Origin of the sequence: Pseudomonas sp. p1(2021b), from assembly GCF_020151015.1 — a bacterium.
In the GTDB taxonomy this organism is placed as follows: Bacteria; Pseudomonadota; Gammaproteobacteria; order Pseudomonadales; family Pseudomonadaceae; genus Aquipseudomonas; species Aquipseudomonas putida_K.
In genome coordinates this window covers 2,279,983-2,296,824 of record NZ_CP083746.1, presented here as the reverse complement: position 1 = coordinate 2,296,824, position 16,842 = coordinate 2,279,983, and the positions used below count along the sequence as shown (strand labels likewise).

Annotated in this window: 2 protein-coding genes; both read right to left on the bottom strand. The window is 68.6% G+C overall.

What is annotated here, in order from left to right:
- Positions 1-342 precede the first annotated feature (342 nt).
- Positions 343-13,497: a non-ribosomal peptide synthase/polyketide synthase gene (locus K8374_RS10650; RefSeq protein WP_224458997.1), complete on the bottom strand. Its 13,155-nt coding sequence runs from the start codon at positions 13,495-13,497 to the stop codon at positions 343-345.
- Position 13,498: 1 nt separating this feature from the next.
- A complete protein-coding gene (locus tag K8374_RS10645) occupies positions 13,499-16,837 on the bottom strand; it encodes a non-ribosomal peptide synthetase (protein WP_224458996.1) in 3,339 nt (1,112 codons plus the stop codon).
- Positions 16,838-16,842 lie beyond the last annotated feature (5 nt).

The window sequence follows — 16,842 nt, the reverse complement described above, 5'->3', positions numbered from 1 at the left end:
GGCCCGCGATTCCTCTGGGAGATTCTAGGGTGCTGGACAAGCTCAAAGTGCCTTCGGTTGGTTTAATACTTCTCAGCCATGCAAATACGGCCCAGGCTCCGCTTGCTTCGTGGCGGAGCCTGCGATGGGCCGCAAAGCGGCCCCTTGAGTCTGGAGGGGCTCCACCGTTTGAGAGCTTGGGGCTGCTTCGCAGCCCATCGCAGGCTGTCGCCAGCTCCCACCGAGATTGCGCCGCTCTGCGAAATCCCTGTGGGCGGGCTTTTCCCGCGATCAAGGGCGAAGCCCTTGCCAGGCGATGGTGATATCGGGCCGGGCCTAATCGCGGGACAACCAGGGCCAGGCTCATGCGCTTTGCAAGCTGCGCTCCAGCAATCGCCGCAGCGATGCCAGCCACTGCGCGCTGTTGACGATCTGGTCATGGTCGTTGTCGAGCACCTGTGAGTGGGCCAACGCCACCGGCGCCAGGGCCTGCTCCAGATGCGCCTCGATGACCTCGACCACCGCCTGCGGCTTGTCACGGCCAGCCCACCAGCAGGCCGGGGCAACCTCGGTTGGCTCATAGCGGAACGCCTGCAGCAAGGCATCGAGCTGTGGCTTGATGCGCAGGGCGTTGTCCAGGTCGCGGTTCTGCAGGATCAGCCCCTCGATCAGCTCGAACTGCTCCGGCAACTCCCGACGCGTCCAGGCCAGCACCTGCGCCTGCACCGTCTCCAGCGGCTGGCCGACCAGGCTGGCGGCCAGGTCGCGGAACTGGGCTTCACGCTCGGGAAACAGCAGCGACAGCAACGCCACACGCCCCTGGCCGTGATCGTCCTGTTCATGGCCCGGCGCCTGGGCCTTGGCCTCGGCGAGCAGGTCCCAGAACGGTTTCACCGCGGCCGGTGGCGGTGCGTCGAGCATGCCCAGGAAGGCCACCTCTCGTCCGGCCAGCTCCAGTTGCCGTGCCACGCTCATCGCCAGGTTACCGCCCAGCGACCAGCCCAGCAGGTGGAACGGCCCCTCGGGCTGGGCCTGGAGCAACTGGCGGGTGTAGCGCTGCACCATGGCGTCCCAGGTGGTAGGTTGCCAGTGCCCCTGGACGAACGCCTCGCACACCACCCCTTGCACGCAGAACAGGTCGCGCACGGCCTGGGCCAACGGCTGGTAGCAATAGACCGAGCCGTAGCTGGGATGGAAGCAGAACAACGACGGTTGGCACCCTGGGTCGCCCCCCAGGTGCACCAGCAACGACGGTTCCTGCGCCGCTGGTGCGGCCAAGCTCGCGGCCAGGCGGGCAACGCTCGGGTTGGCCATGAAGCGGCTGAGCGACACCTCGATGCCCAATTGCCGACGCAGGGCGTCGAGCAGCTTGAGCGACAGCAACGAGTGGCCGCCCAACTCGAAGAAGTTATCGTCGCGCCCGACCTGCGGCACCTGCAGCACCTGCGCCCAGACTTCGGCCAGGGCCTGTTCCCGTTCGCCTTGTGGCGCCACGTAGGCCGCCTGGGCCCCGCCCTCGATCTTCGGCAACGCACGGCGCTCCAACTTGCCGTTCGGGCTCAGCGGCATGCGCGCCAAGGCCTGCCATTGGCTCGGCACCATGTACTCGGGCAGGTGCCCGGCCAGGTGAGCCGCCAATACTTGCTGCCAACCGGCATGTTCTTCGGCCAGCACCACATAGCCGAGCAGGCGCTTGCCGTCCTCGGCGACCACCACCGCCTCGCGCACCCAGGCATGCGCCAGCAGCCGCGCCTCGATCTCGCCCAGCTCGATACGCAGGCCGCGCAGCTTGACCTGATGATCCAGGCGACCGGCGTATTCGATCACCCCATCAGGCCGGTAGCGCGCCAGGTCGCCGGTGCGGTACATCCGCTCCCCCGCCACGAACGGGCTGGCGACGAAGCGTTCGGCGCTCAGCCCCGGACGGCGGTGGTAACCCCGGGCCAGGCCCATGCCGGCCAGGTACAGCTCGCCCAGCACGCCCGCCGGGACCGGCTCCAGGCTCGCATCCAGGATATGGCAGGCCAGGTTGGCGATCGGGCGGCCGATCGGCACGCTGTCGCGGCCTTCGTCCAGGCATGTCCAGTGGGTCACATCGATGGCCGCCTCGGTCGGGCCGTACAGGTTGTACAGCCCGGCCCACGGCAGCCGCGCCAGCACCTGCTGCTGCGCATCCACCGGCAGCGCCTCGCCGCTGCAGACGATGCGCCGCAGGCTGCGGCAACGTTCGACACCCGGGTCTTGCAGGAACGCTTGCAGCATCGACGGCACGAAGTGCAGCGTGCTCACCGCCTCAGCCTCGATCAGCTCGACCAGGCGCGCCGGATCGCGGTGCTCGCCCGGCGCCGCCAGCACCAACCGTGCGCCTTCCATCAAGGGCCAGAAGAACTCCCACACCGACACGTCGAAGCTGAACGGGGTCTTCTGCAGCACGGTGTCTGCTCTGGTCAGCCCGTACGCGTCCTGCATCCAGCACAAGCGGTTGACCAGCGCGGCATGGCGGTTGCCGGCCCCCTTGGGCTTGCCGGTGGAGCCTGAGGTGTAGATCACGTACGCCAGGTTTTCGCCGTCCACCGCCACGTCCGGGTTGTGGGTCGGCTGCGCATCCCGCTCAAGCGCATCGAGCAGCAGGCAGTCGACGCCCTCCACCGGCAGCTCGGCCAACAGCCGGCGCTGGGTCAGCAGCAGCTTCACGCCACTGTCCTCGAGCATGTAGGCCAGGCGCTCGCGCGGGTATTCCGGGTCCAGCGGCACGTAGGCGCCACCGGCCTTGAGGATGGCCAGCAGGCCCACCACCATCTCCAGCGAACGTTCGGCGGCGATGCCAACCAGCACGTCCGGCCCCACGCCACGGGCGATCAGCAGGTGCGCCAGCTGGTTGGCCCGGGCGTTGAGCTCGGCGTAGCTCAGCTGTTGGCCGGCGAAGGTCAGGGCCGGGGCATGGGGCTGGGTCGCGGCCTGCCGCTCGAAGCGTTGGTGCACGGTGCACGCCAGGTCATACGCCACGGACGTCGAGTTCCAGGCAAGCTGCTGGTCCTCGGCTGCAACGCACGACAACAAGGTCAGCTCGCCAAGGCGCGTCTGCGCATCGCTCTGCACCACTTGCGCCAGCAGCGTCTCCAGGCTACCTGCGATCTGCGCCACGGTGGCGCCGTCGAAGCACGCCTGGTCATAGCTGAAATGCAACGACAGCTGCGCACCCAGGTTGACCGCCAGGCACAGCGGATAGCTGGTCTGCTCCTGATTGTGTACCTCGCCGAATACCAGGCCGATATCCGGCCCCTGGGCCAGCGCTTCGGACACCGGGTAGTTCTCGAAGGCCAGCAGCGTGTCGAACAACGCCACGCCGCTCTGGCCTGCCCAGCGTTGGATCTCGAACAGCGGCGTATGCGCGTGCTCCCGGGCCGCGAGGTTGTCTTGCTGCAACTGCTGCAGCCAAGGCAACAAGGGGTGGTCGATGTCCGGCGTTGCGATCACCGGGAGGGTGTTGATGAACAGCCCCACCTGCCGCTCGATACCGCGCAGCTCCGGGGGACGGCCCGCCACAGTGGCGCCGAAGGCCACCGTCTGCTGGCCGGTGTAGCGCTGCAGCAGCACCAGCCAGGCGGCCTGGACCAAGGTGTTGAGGGTGACTTTCTGCTGCCGCGCGAACCGTTCCAGGCGCTCGCAGTGCGCTGCATCCAGGGTGCGGTAGTAGTCGCCATGGCCTGAGTCGGCAGGCTTGGGTAGCGCCTGGGCCAGTGCGGTCGGTGCCCCCAGCCGCGCCACCCGGCCTTTCCAGAAGGCCTCACTGGCCGCCAAATCCTGGCGCTGCAGCCAGGCAATGTAGTCGCGGTAACGCCCCGTCGGCGCGGCAACCGCCTCGCCGCTGTAGCGCTGTAACACTTCGCCCAGCAGTTGGGCATTGCTCCAGCCGTCCATGAGAATGTGGTGGCTGGTATAGATCAGGTGATGGCGCCCGTGCCCCAGGCGCACCAGGCACAGGCGCAGCAAGGGCGCTTGGTCCAGCCTGAAGCCGCGCTCGCGCTCCTGGCGTGCCAGTTGCGCAAGGTCGGCGTCCGATACGTCGCGGTGCGTCCAGTCGAGCAGCTGCAAGCCGCCGTCCACGTGCCGGCAGACCAGCTGCCGGGGCTGCTCCAGCTGCCAGAGGAACAGGCTGCGCAGGCTTTCGTGCTGCATCAGCGCCGCGTCCCAGGCCGCCGTCATGCGCGGCTCGTCCAGGCCGCTGACCGCCACACACATCTGGTTCACATAGTCACCGCTGTGGCCATCGGCCAATGCATGGAACAACATGCCTTGCTGCATGGGCGACAGCGGGTAGAGGTCCTCCACCTGCCGCGCCGGCACCGGCAAGGCGTCCAGTTGCGCCTGGCCCAGCCCGGCCAGCGGCACATCCGAAGGGGTCAGGCCGCCCTGGGTTTCGTCGCAGCAGTGCGCTACCAGGCTCGCCAGTTCCTCACGGAAGGCCTCGGCCAAGTGCTCGACCGTGGACAGGTCGAACAGGTCGCGGCTGAAGGTCCAGTGGATGCCCAGTTCGCCCGCGAACACCCGGCAACCGATCGACAGCCAGTTGCCCAGCGGGGCGTCGGCATGTTCCTGGCGACCGGCGCTTTCTTCGGCGGGTACGAACAGGCCCTGCGCCTGATCGAAACTGGCATCGAACTGGCCCAGGTAGTTGAAGGTGATGCGCGGCTGCGGCAGGCCCGCCAGCTGCGCGCGGGTAGTCTCGTCGGCGAACCGCTGGAGCACGCCCAGGCCCAGGCCTTTGCCCGGGATCGCCCGCAGCTGCTCCTTGATCGCCTTGAGCGACCCTGGCAGGTCCGCGCAGGGGCGCAGGCAGACCGGAAAGACGCTGGTGAACCAGCCGACGGTGCGTGTCAGGTCGATGTCGTCGAACAGGTCCTCGCGGCCATGGCCTTCGAGCTGCACCAGCACGTGGTCCTGCCCGCTCCAGCGCGCGATGACCCGCGCCAGGGCGGTCAGCAGCAGGTCGTTGACCTGGGTGCGGTAGGCCGCTGGCGCCTGTTGCAGCAGGCGTCGGGTCAGGTCGGTATCGAGCTGGTTGTGCACGCTGGCGGCAAAGCGCCCGTGCAGGCTGCCACCGGGGTGATCGCAAGGCAGTTGATCATGGCTCCCCTCCAGGTGCGCCTGCCAGAACGCCACCTCGTCGGCGCCCGGCCCCAAGGCCCAGGCTTGCAAGCGCTCGGCCCAGGCCTTGAGCGAACTGGTGCGTGGGGGCAAGGCAGCCTCCGGCTGCTGGTAGAGCGCTTGCAGGTCGTCGAAGAGGATGCGCCAGGACACACCGTCGACCACCAGGTGGTGGACCGCCAGCAACAGACGCTGGGAGCCATCGCCCAGGGTCGCCAGCACGGCGCGCAGCAATGGCCCCGCCTGCAGGTCGAGGCTGCGCTGGGCCTGTTCGCAGGCGCGCTCCAGCGCCTGGGCGTCTTCCACTTGAACGCACCACAACAGGTCCTGTGGAAGGTGCGCGGCGTTGCGGTATTCGGCTTGCCAACCACCGGCCTGCTCGCTGAAGCACAGGCGCAGGGCATCATGATGCATGACCAGAGCGCGCAGGGCCTGCGCCAGCCGCTCGGCGTCCAGCACCTGCAGCGGGCGCAACAGGACCGACTGGTTCCAGTGATGACGGTCAGGGATCGACTGTTCGAAGAACCACTGCTGGACCGGCAGCAACGGCTGCTCGCCACGGGCCGGCGCCTGCTCGATCAGCGTAGGCGCCGCTCCTTGCCGGGCGACCTGGGCCAGCGCTTGTACAGTTTGCTGGTTGAACAGGTCCTTGGGGGTGAAATGGAGGCCTTGGGCACGCGCCCGGCTGACCAGCTGGATGGAGACGATAGAGTCGCCACCGAGCTCGAAGAAGTTGTCCGTACGCCCTACCCGTTCGAGCTTGAGCACTTGGGCCCAGAGCTCGGCCAGGCGGGTTTCCAGTTCGCCCTGGGGCGCCTCGTAGACGCCCTGGGCCTGGGCCAGGTCCGGCGCCGGCAAGGCCTTGCGGTCCAGCTTGCCGGCCGGGGTCAGCGGCAGGCGCTCGAGCAGCAGCCAGGCGGTCGGCACCATGTAGTCCGGCAGCCGCGCACGCAGGGCCTGGCGCAGGCGCTCGCGCAGGGTCGGGTCGTCCGCCTCGTCGGGCACCACGTAGGCCACCAGCTGCTGGCTGCTCAGGCCCGGGCGGGCCAGCACCACCGCCTCGCGCACCCCGGCCTGCTCCAGCAGGCGCGCCTCGATCTCGCCCAATTCGATACGGAAACCACGGATCTTCACCTGGTTGTCCACCCGCCCGAGGTAGTCGATCACCCCGTCGGCGCGCTGGCGCACCAGGTCACCGGTGCGGTACAGCCGCCCGCCCGTGCTGAACGGGTCGGCCACGAAGCGCTCGGCGCTCAGGCCGGCACGCCCCAGGTAACCCCGCGCCAGGCCCTCACCGCCCAGGTACAGCTCCCCGGCGATGCCTTGTGGCACCAGGTTCAGCTCGCCATCCAGCACGTAGGCACTGCGCAGGCCGACGCGCTCGCCGATGGGCGCATAGGCTGCGCCACACTCGGTGCCCTGCCCGGCCTTCCAGAGCAAGGGCGTCACCACCGTCTCGGTGGGGCCGTAGCCGTTGATGATGTAGGTCGGGCGCAGGGCCCGGCGTGCCAGCTCGTAGCTGGCCTGGGGCACGGCGTCGCCACCGAAGCAGTACACCCGCACCGCCGGGGGCTGCCCCTCGCGTTCGGCATGTTCGGCCAGTTGCTGCAGGTACACTGGCGGGAAGGCCGCCACGGTCACGCCGTGGGCCTTCATCTGTGCGTAGGTCTGCTCCGGCGTCCACAGCGTGTTGTCGCGCACCAGCAGGCTGGCGCCCTGGGTCAGGCAGGTCAGCCAGCGCTCATGGGCACCGTCGAAGGCGAACGACATGAAGTGCAGTTCGCAGTCGTCCGGGCGCATCTCGTAACGCTCGGCGATGGCCTGCACGTGCATGGCCAGCGGCCCGTGGGCCACCGCCACGCCCTTGGGTTGGCCGGTGGAGCCGGAGGTGTAGATGAGGTAGGCCAGGTGGTTCGGGTCTACCGCTACTTCAGGGTTTTCAACCTCGCCAGTGACCTCGACCTGGTCCACCAACAGCACGTCCAACCCTTGCGTCGGCAGACGTTCGCAGGTTACCGCCTCGCTCAGTAACAGACCGACACCGCTGTCCTTGAGCATGTAGGCCAGGCGTTCGGCCGGGTACTCCGGGTCCAGCGGCAGGTAGGCGCCGCCGGCCTTGAGCACCGCCAACAAAGCCACCAGCATGCGCGGCGAGCGTTCCAGGGCGATGGCCACCCGCACTTCGGGGCCCACGCCCTGGGCGATGAGTGCCGCGGCCAGGCGGTTGGCGCGCTGGTTGAGAGTGATGTAATCCAAACACTGGTCACCGAACACTACGGCCGGGGCATGGGGCGTGCGCGCCGCCCAGTCCTCGAACAGCGCATGCACCGGCCGCTGCATCGGGTAATCGCGGCCCGGGCCGTTCCAGGCCTCCAAGACCTGCTTGTACTGGGCAGGCGTACACGCGTGCAAGGCGCCGACCGGCGTGTGCGGCAAGGCCTCGAGCACCTGCTGCAGCAGGCTGTCGAAGCTGTCGGCCAGCTGCTCGATGGCCTGCTCGCCATACAGGCTCTGGTCGAAGCAATAGTGCAAGGTCAGCTGCTCGCCCAGGCTGATGGCCAGCGACAACGGGTAGTTGGATTGCTCGTGGTTGACCACCTCGCCGAAGCGCAGCGTGCTGTCCTCGCCTTGCGCCAGTGCCTCGGAGATCGGGTAGTTCTCGAACACCAGCAGGCTGTCGAACAGCGGCGTGGCTCCCAGCCCGGCCCAGCGCTGGATATCCACCAGGGCCGTATGCTCGTGGTCGCGGATCGCCAGGTTCTCCTGCTGGATACCTTGCAACCATTGACCCACGGCCTGCCCCCCCTGGACCTCGGCGATCACCGGCAAGGTGTTGATGAACAGCCCGACCTGCTGCTCGATGCCGGGCAGCGCCGCCGGGCGGCCCGCCACGGTGGCCCCGAAGGCGACGCAATCCTGCCCGGTATAGCGCTGCAACAACAGCAGCCAGGCGGCCTGCATCAGCGTATTGAGGGTGATTTTGTAGCGCCGGGCGAATTCGCCGAGCGCACGCGTGCGCGCCTGGTCATAGGTGCGGTAGGTGTGGCCATTGGCGTGCCCAGGCGCACCCTGGCCAGCCTGGGCGAAGGCCAGCGCCAGGTGCGTGGGGCCCGGAACGCGCGCCAGGCGCGCCTTCCAGAAGGCCTCGGTGTGGCTGCGGTCCTGGCCTTGCAACCATTGGATATAGTCCCGGTAGCGGCCCTGCTGGGGCGCCAGCGGCTGCCCGTGGTAGCACTGCAGCACTTCGCCCAGCAGTTGGGCATTGCTCCAGCCGTCGAGCAGGATGTGGTGGTTGGTGTAGATCAACCGATGGCGGCCAGGCCCGGTGCGCACCAGCAGCAGGCGTAGCAGCGGTGCCTGGGCCAGGTCGAAGCCGCGTTCGCGTTCTTCGCGAGCCAGGGCCAGCAGGTCGGCTTGCGTCGCGCTTTCGATGACTCGCACGCTGTCGGGCAACGTGCGGCAGACCAGTTGCTGCGCCGGTTCATCGCGCCAATCGAAACAGCTGCGCAGGCTGTCGTGACGGCTCACGACCTGCTGCCAGGCGGCGGCGAAGCGCGCCTCGTCGAGCCCCTGCACATCCACCCACATCTGGTTGACGTATTCATGGTGCGCCTCGTCGTACAGGGCATGGAACAGCATGCCCTGCTGCATGGGCGAAAGCGGATAGACATCGTCGATCACCCGCCCGCCGGCTTCCAGGCGCTCCAACTGCGCCTGGCCGAGCCCCGACAGGGGCACGTCCGAAGGCGTCAGGCCACGGTTGCCTGGGCTCACGCAGTGCTCGACCAACAGCGCCAGCTCCTGGCCATAGGCCTGGGCCAGCGCTTCGATGGCCTCGCTGTCGAAGCATTCGCGGCTGAAGGTCCAACCCAGGCTCAACTCGCCGTCGTAGACCTGCCCGTTGAGGCTCAGCCAGTTGCCCAGCAAGGCCCCTTCGCCCTGCTCCGCGCCACGCCCCTCGCGGGCGGGCAGGAACAGGTCGTCGCGGGCGTCGAGGCTGGCGTCGAACTGCCCCAGGTAGTTGAAGGTGATGCGCGGGCGCGGCAAGGCCGCAAGCTCCGCGCGCACCTGCGGCTCGCCCAGGTAGCGCAGGATGCCGAAGCCGACCCCTTTGTCGGGTACGGCGCGCAGCTGCTCCTTGACCGCCTTGATCGACTCGCCCAGCTCTCCGACCGGGGCCAGGCTCACCGGGAACAGGCTGGTGAACCAGCCCACGGTGCGCGACAGGTCGATGTCGTCGAACAACGCTTCGCGGCCATGGCCTTCCAGCTGCACCAGCACCTGCGGTTGGCCGGTCCAACGCACCAGCACGCGGGCCAGGGCGGTGAGCAGCAAGTCGTTGACCTGCGTGCGATAGGCCGCCGGCGCCTGGCGCAGCAGCTGCTGGGTGAGCGTGCGGTCCAGCCGGGTGTAGACGCTGTGGGCATGGCGCGCCAGCTGGCTGCCCTGCGGGTCGCGGCAGGGCAGCTCGTTCGCCTTGCCCGCCAGGGTGCGCCAGTGCGCCAGGGTATCGAGGGCGGCACCGCGGGCATGCTCGCCCAGGCGCTGGCCCCACTGCTGGTAGCTGCAGGTCCTGGCCGGCAAGGCCAGCGGCTGTCCGGCGGCCCCTTGGCGGTAGGCCTGTTGCAGGTCGTCGAACAGGATGCGCCAGGACACGCCATCGACCACCAGATGGTGGATCGCCAGCAGCAGGCGCTGGGTGCCGTCACCAAGGTCCGCCAGCAGGCCGCGCAGCAGCTCGCCACGGGCCAGTTGCAGGCTGGCCTGGGCCTCGCCACAGGCGACCTCCAGCGCCTGTGGCGAATCCACCTGGGTGGTCCACAGCAAAGGGCGCTGGGCCCATTGCGTGCGCAACTGCTCCAGCGTCAAGTGCGTGGCACGCCCCTCGGTGAACGCCAGGCGCAGGGCGTCGTGGTGCCCCACCAGGGCTCGCAAGGCCTGCTCCAGCAGCGCAGGGTCCAGGGGGCTGCGCACTTCCAGCAGCACCGACTGGTTCCAGTGGTCAGGTTGGGCGACGGCCTGTTCGAAGAACCAATGCTGGATCGGCAGCAACGCCAGCTCGCCGGTCACCGGAGGTTGTTCGCGGGCCTGCGTCGGTTCGCCCTCCTGGGCAACCCTGGCCAAGGCGGCGACCGTCTGGTGGGTGAACACATCACGGGCGGTGAAGTGCAGCCCTCGCTGGCGAGCACGGCTGACCAGCTGGATGGAGATGATCGAGTCACCGCCGATCTCGAAGAAGTTGTCCTGGCGCCCTACCCGTTCACGCTTGAGCACCGCAGCCCAGACCGCAGCCAGGCGCTGCTCGCGTGCATCGTGCGGCGCCTCGAACGCTTCGTCCGTGCATGCGCTCGGTGGCGGCAACGCGCGGCGGTCCAGCTTGCCGTTGGCGGTGAAAGGCAGGCCCGCCAGCACCACGGCGTGGGCCGGCACCTGGTAGTCGGGCACCTGCAGACGCAATCCCTCGAGCACGGCATCGGCCCACCGCTGGCGTACGCCCTCGCCGGCTTCGGCCAAGGTTGCGTCCATGGGCACCAGGTAGGCGACCAGACGCGGGTTGCCATCGACCTCGCGCGCCAGCACCGCCGCCGCCGCGACGCCTGCCAACGCACGCAGGCGCTGGGCGACATCGTCAGGTTCGACGCGGAAACCACGGATCTTGACCTGGTCGTCGCCGCGCCCCAAGTATTCGATGCCAGCGTCACCGATGCGCGCCAGGTCGCCGGTGCGGTACGCACGGCCCCCCGGATACCCCTCAGGGTCGGGCACGAAGCGCTCGGCGGTCAGGCCCGCGCGCCCGAGATAACCGCGGGCCAGGGCCGGTCCGGCCACCTGCAGCTGGCCGCTGGCGCCCAGCACCACCGGGCCCAGGCCGTCGTCGAGCAGCTGCACCCGGGCCTGGGGCATGGCCCGGCCCATGGCGATGCGTGTGCCAGCGCCACCAGGCTCGACGGCACCAGCGATCACGCCTACGGTGGTTTCTGAGGGGCCATAGTGGTTGATCACCCGGCACTGCGGGGCCGCCGCCCGGATGCGCGCCAGCAGCTGCACCGAGCACGCCTCGCCGCCCAGCACCAGGCACTGGCGTGGCAGGACCTGGGCCGGCTGGGCGGTCTCGAGCAGCGCTTCCAGGTGCGACGGCACGATCTTCAAGGCATCCACCGCATGGGCCTGCATGAAGCCGGCAAAGCGCTCGGCATCACGCACTTGGTCGTCATCGGCCAGGCACAGGGTGCGGCCCGAGCACAAGGCGCCGAACAGCATGGTGTGCCCAAGGTCCGCCGCTGGGGTCGAGACCAATGCCAGGTTACGCGCCTGCGCCCAGGGCATGCGTGCCAGGAGCCCGTGAACGTAGGCGAGCAAGGCGCCATGGCTGACCATCACGCCCTTGGACTGGCCACTGGAGCCGGAGGTATGGATCACATACGCCAGGTTGTCGGCCAACACCGAGGGGCGTGGGCGCTCGATGGGCTCACACGGCTGGGTGAGCACGTCATCCAATGCCAGGCTGGGCACGGGTAACCCGCCCATCTGTTCGGCGATCCAGGGCGCCTCGGTGAGCAGCACCGGCGCGGCGCTTTCGGCCAGCAACTGGCCGACCCGCGCCCGTGGCGTGCTGGTGTCGATGGGCAGGTAAGCGCCGCCGGCCTTGAGGATCGCCAGCATGCCCACCACCAGTTCCAGCGAGCGCGATGCGCGCAATGCAACACAGGTTTCCAGGCCCACACCCAGGGCCACCAGACGCGCGGCCAAGTGTTCGGCGTGCAGGTCCAGCTCGCGATAGGTCAGGCGTCGCTCGCCCTGCACCAGCGCCACGGCATCCGGCTGCTGGCGGGCGAAGGCCTCGATCAGCCCGTGCACGGTCCCCTGGGGGGCATCGGCCACCGCCTCGCCGGTGCAGATGGCCTGAACCGTTCGCTGCGCCTCGGCATCCAGCAGCGGTACGGATTCGAGCGTGGCGTCAGGGGCCTCGGCGAACGCCTGCAGCAGGCGTGCGAAATGCCCGGCCATGCGCGCCAGGGTCTGCTCGCGGAACAGATCGCGGGCGTAGATGAACGAGGCACTCACCGCCTCGCCGTGCTCGAAGGTTTCCAGGGTCAGGTCGAACTTGCTCTGGCATCCGGCCAGCGGCAGGCCTTCGACGGCCAGCTGCTCATGCACCTGCCAGTGTTCCCCACGCGCCTCGCTCTGGTGGTTGTGCAGCACCTGGAACAGCGGGCTCTGGCTCAGGCTGCGCTCCGGCTGCAGAGCCTCGACCAGGTGCTCGAAAGGCAGGTCCTGGTGGGCCTGGGCCTGCTGCACTTGGTGTTTGAGTTGGCGCAACAGGGTGCGGAACGTCATGCGTCCCTCCAATTGCGAACGCAGCACCAGGGTGTTGACGAAGAAACCGACCAGGCGCTCGGTCTCCGGCCGGTTGCGGTTGCTCACCGGCAGGCCGACGCGAATATCGGTCTGCCCGGTATAGCGGTGCAGCAATGCATGCAGGCAGGCCTGGAGGGCGACGAACAAGGTCACCCCCTCGTCTTTGGCCAGGCGCTGCAGGTCGCGCACTGCCGCCGACGGCAGCGCGATGGCGCAGCGCCCGCCCTCAAGGCTGCGCTGGGCCGGGCGCGGGTAGTCGGTCGGCAGCCCCAGCTGTACAGGGTCTGTACCCAGTTGCTCGGTCCAATAGGCGAGCTGGCGCTCCGCTTCGCCGGCCTCCATCCAGCAACGTTGCCAATGGGCATAGTCGGCGTACTGGATCGGCAGGGCCGGCAGCGCCTGGCCGCCACCATAGAGGTGGATCAGCTCTTCGACCATCACCTGCATCGACCAGCCGTCGGCCGCGATGTGGTGCAGGGTCAGCGCCAGCACATGGTCGTCCGCGGCCAGGCGCAGCAGGCTCACCCGCAACGGGCGGCCAGCGCCCAGGTCGAACGGCCGGGCGATCTCGGCCTCGACAAGCGCTTGCAAGGCATCGGCATCCGGCTGGGCCTGGCCCAGGTCATGCAGGTCGATGGCCAGCGGCGTGGCCGGCAGGATGGCTTGGGTCGCGACGCCAGCGTCCTCGATGAACGCGGTGCGCAGCACCTCGTGGCGCTCGACCAGGCGGTCGAAGGCGTACTGCAGGGCCTGCAGGTCCAGGGCGCCGCGCAGGCGCAGCACGCTGGGGATGTGGTAGGCCGAGCTCTGGCGGTCCAGCTGCCAGAGGAACCACTGTCGCTGCTGGGCATAGGACAGCCGTGGCCGCTCGGCGTCACGTGCACCTGTGGGGATCGGTAACTGGGCCAGGCCCAGGCCTTTTTCCTGGAGTTTGTCGAGGAACAGGCGACCTTGGCTCGCCGGCAGTTTGAGGAATCGCTGAACCAGGGCGACCTTGCTGTTCTGATCCATTTCAGTTCGCCTCCAGCGCGTCGAGGAAGTCAGTGAGTTCATCCAGGGTGTCGTCCATGTCCACCGACACCAGCGGCTGCACCGCCTGGACGAAGCCCTCCAGGGTGCTTTCCTGGAACAGCAGGCTCAGCGGAATGTTGGCACCCAGCTCCACCTGCACCCTGGCCATCACCTGGGTGGCCAGCAGCGAGTGCCCGCCCAGGTCGAAGAAGTTGTCGTTGACGCCTACCCGAGGCACGCCGAGCAAGGCCTGCCAAATGTCGGCGACCTGTTGCTCCAATGCGGTACGCGGTGCCAGGTAGTGGCTGGCCAGCCACTGCGGGTCCGGCGCGGGCAGTGCGCGGCGGTCGAGCTTGCCGTTGGGCGACAGCGGCATGGCGGCCAGTACCATCACCTGGGTGGGCACCATGTAGTCGGGCAAGCGCGCCTTGAGCCAGGCCTGCAGCTCGCGTACCCACGGGCCGGGGTCGTCGCCCAGCGCTGGCGTGACGACCAGGTAGGCGACCAGTTGGGTGCCACCGGCCCCCTGCACCGGCATCACCAGCGCCTCGCGCACCTGGTCGTGCTCCAGCAAGCGCGCCTCGATCTCGCTCAGCTCGATACGAAAACCGCGCAGCTTGATCTGATGGTCGGTACGCCCGACATACTCGATATCGCCATTGGCCAGGCGTCGCACCCGGTCACCGGTGCGGTACAGGCGCCCGCCGTCGTTGGCGAAGGGGTTGGGCACGAAACGCGCGGCGGTCAGGCCAGGGCGCTGGAAGTAACCGCGGGCCAGAAGCCCGCCGCCGATCAACAGCTCGCCGACCACGCCCACCGGCGCCAGGGCGCCGTTGCCGTCGACCACGTACAGCGAACGGCCCGCGAGCACCTGGCCAATGGGCGGGTTGCCGGTGACCGGGCCCTGGCTGCAATCATGGGCGCTGACCGTCACCGTGGCTTCGGTCGGGCCATAGGTATTGAGCAGGCGCACGCCCTCCAGCCCTGCGGCGCGCCAGGCCGCCAGGGCATCGGCGGCCATCGCCTCGCCGCCGGCATGGACCTGGCGCAGGCGGCCGTAGCCGGCCCGTGGGCGTGCGGCGAAATCCTTGGCCAGCATGACCCAATAGGCGGTGGTCAGGTCGGCGACGGTGACGCCCTGCTCCACCAGCACCTGGTGGAACTGCTCGCTGGTCCAGATCTCGTTGCCCCGCAGCAGCACCGCAGCGCCGCAGATCAAGGCCGGGAACAGCTGCTCGACGAAGCCATCGAAGTTGAAGGTGGCGAACTGCAGCACGCGGTCGCTGCTCGACAGCCCGAAGAAATCGATGCACACCTGCACATGGGCTGCCAGCGCCGCCTGGCTGATCGCCACGCCCTTGGGCCGGCCCGTGGAACCGGAGGTGAACATCACATAGGCCAGGTTGCCCGGCGCGCTGCGCTGCGGCGGGTTGCCCGGGTCGCTGGCGTCGGCTGCCGGCGTGTCCAGGTCCAGCACGGGCATGGCGCCGCAATCGGGCAACTGCCCATGCAGGTCAGGCTCGGTGAGCAGGCAGGCCAGGCCTGCGTCCTCGATCATGCCTTGCAGGCGTTCGCGGGGGTATTGTGGATCCATCGGCACGTAGGCCGCGCCACTCTTGAGCACCGCCAGCACGGCAATCGCCATGCCCAACCCACGCGCCACCGCGATACCGACCCGCTGCTCGGGGCCGATGCCCAGCGCCAGCAGGCGTGCGGCCAGGCGGTTGGCCTGGGCGTTCATCTGCCGATAGGTCAGTTGCTGGCCTTCATGGATCAACGCCAGCGCCTCGGGGGTGCGTTCGACCTGAGTTTCGATCAACGCCTTGAGGCTGTGCTGCTCGCCGACCGCCAGCCCGTCGATGCCACTCCATGCGTGTTCCAGCTGCCGGCGTTGCGCAGCGTCGAGCAGCTCCAGCTCGCCGATGGCCGCATCGGGCTTGGCCACCAGCGCCTGCAGCAGGTTATGCCAGTGCCCGGCCAGGCGTGCGATGGTCTGGGGCTCGAACAGTTCGCGCATGTAGGTGAACGAGGCGATCAACCCCTCGTCGGTTTCGGCCGTGTCCAGGCTCAAGTCGAATTGCGCAGCCTGGCTGTCGAACGCCAGGCTGTCGATGCGCAGCTGGTGCAGCTGGCAGGTCGGCAGGGCCTCGCGGCTTGCGTTCTGGTGGCTGAACATGGCCTGGAACAGCGGGCTGTGGCTGAGGCTGCGCTCTGGCTGCAAGGCCTCGACCAGCTGTTCGAATGGCAGGTCCTGGTGGGCCTGGGCCTGCAGCATGGCCTGGGCGGCCTGGGCCAGTACCTGGCAAAAGCTCATGCGCCCATCGAGTTGCGCCTTGAGCACCTGGGTGTTGACGAAGAAACCGATAAGGCCCTGGGTTTCCGGGCGGTTGCGGTTGGCGTTGGGGATACCGATGTGCAGCTCGCCCTGGCCACTGTAGCGGTACAACAACACCTGGAAGCTGGCCAGCAACAGGGTGAACAAGGTCACCCCCTGCGCGTTGGCCAGGTTTTGGAGGGCCTGGCACAGCGGCGTGGCGACCGTCAGGTCGTGGCGGGCGCCGCGGTAGCTCTGGGCGGCCGGGCGCGGGTGGTCCAGGGGCAGCTCCAGGACCGGCTGTTCGCCGCCGAGCTGAGCCGTCCAGTAGTCCAGCTGGCGCTGGCGCTCGCCGGCCTCCATCCAGGCACGTTGCCACAGTGCATAGTCGGCGTACTGGATCGCCAGCGGCGCGTGGCTGGGCTGGCGGCCCTCGCACAGGGCCTGGTAGGCCTCCACCAGCTCGCGGACCATGATCTGCATCGACCAGCCATCGGCGACGATGTGATGCAGCACCATCACCAGTACATGGTCGTGTTCGGCCTGGCGCAGCAGGTGCACCCGCAGCAATGGCCCGGTGGCCAGGTCGAACGGCTGCTGTACCAAGGCCTCGACCCGGGCCCTGAGTGCGTGCGGCGCCAGTGGGCCTACCGCTTCGACCTGCAAGGCCATGGTCTGCCGGGCCGCGATGCGCTGCAGCGGCTGCCCGGCACCTGTATCGATACAGGTGCGCAGGCTTTCGTGGCGTGCCAGCAGGTAGTCGAAGCTGCGTTGCAGCGCCTGCAGGTCCAGCGGGCCGCTCAGGTGCAGGGCAGCGGGGATATGGTAGGCCGCGCTGCCGGGCTCCAGCTGCCAGAGAAACCACTGGCGCTCCTGGGCATAGGACAGGCGCAACGGCTCGTTCGGGTCACGCCGGAATACCGGGGCAACGTCGTAGAGATTGACCCCCTCCTTTTTCAGCAGAACCGCCAGGGCCTTGCGCTCCTGCGCAGACAGCACACCTATGGATTCAATCAACTCTTGCACGCCAT

Bases quoted from the DNA above. Each gene is read 5' to 3' on its own strand.
- K8374_RS10650 (WP_224458997.1), bottom strand. From the start codon at position 13,497: ATGGATCAGAACAGCAAGGTCGCCCTGGTTCAGCGATTCCTCAAACTG.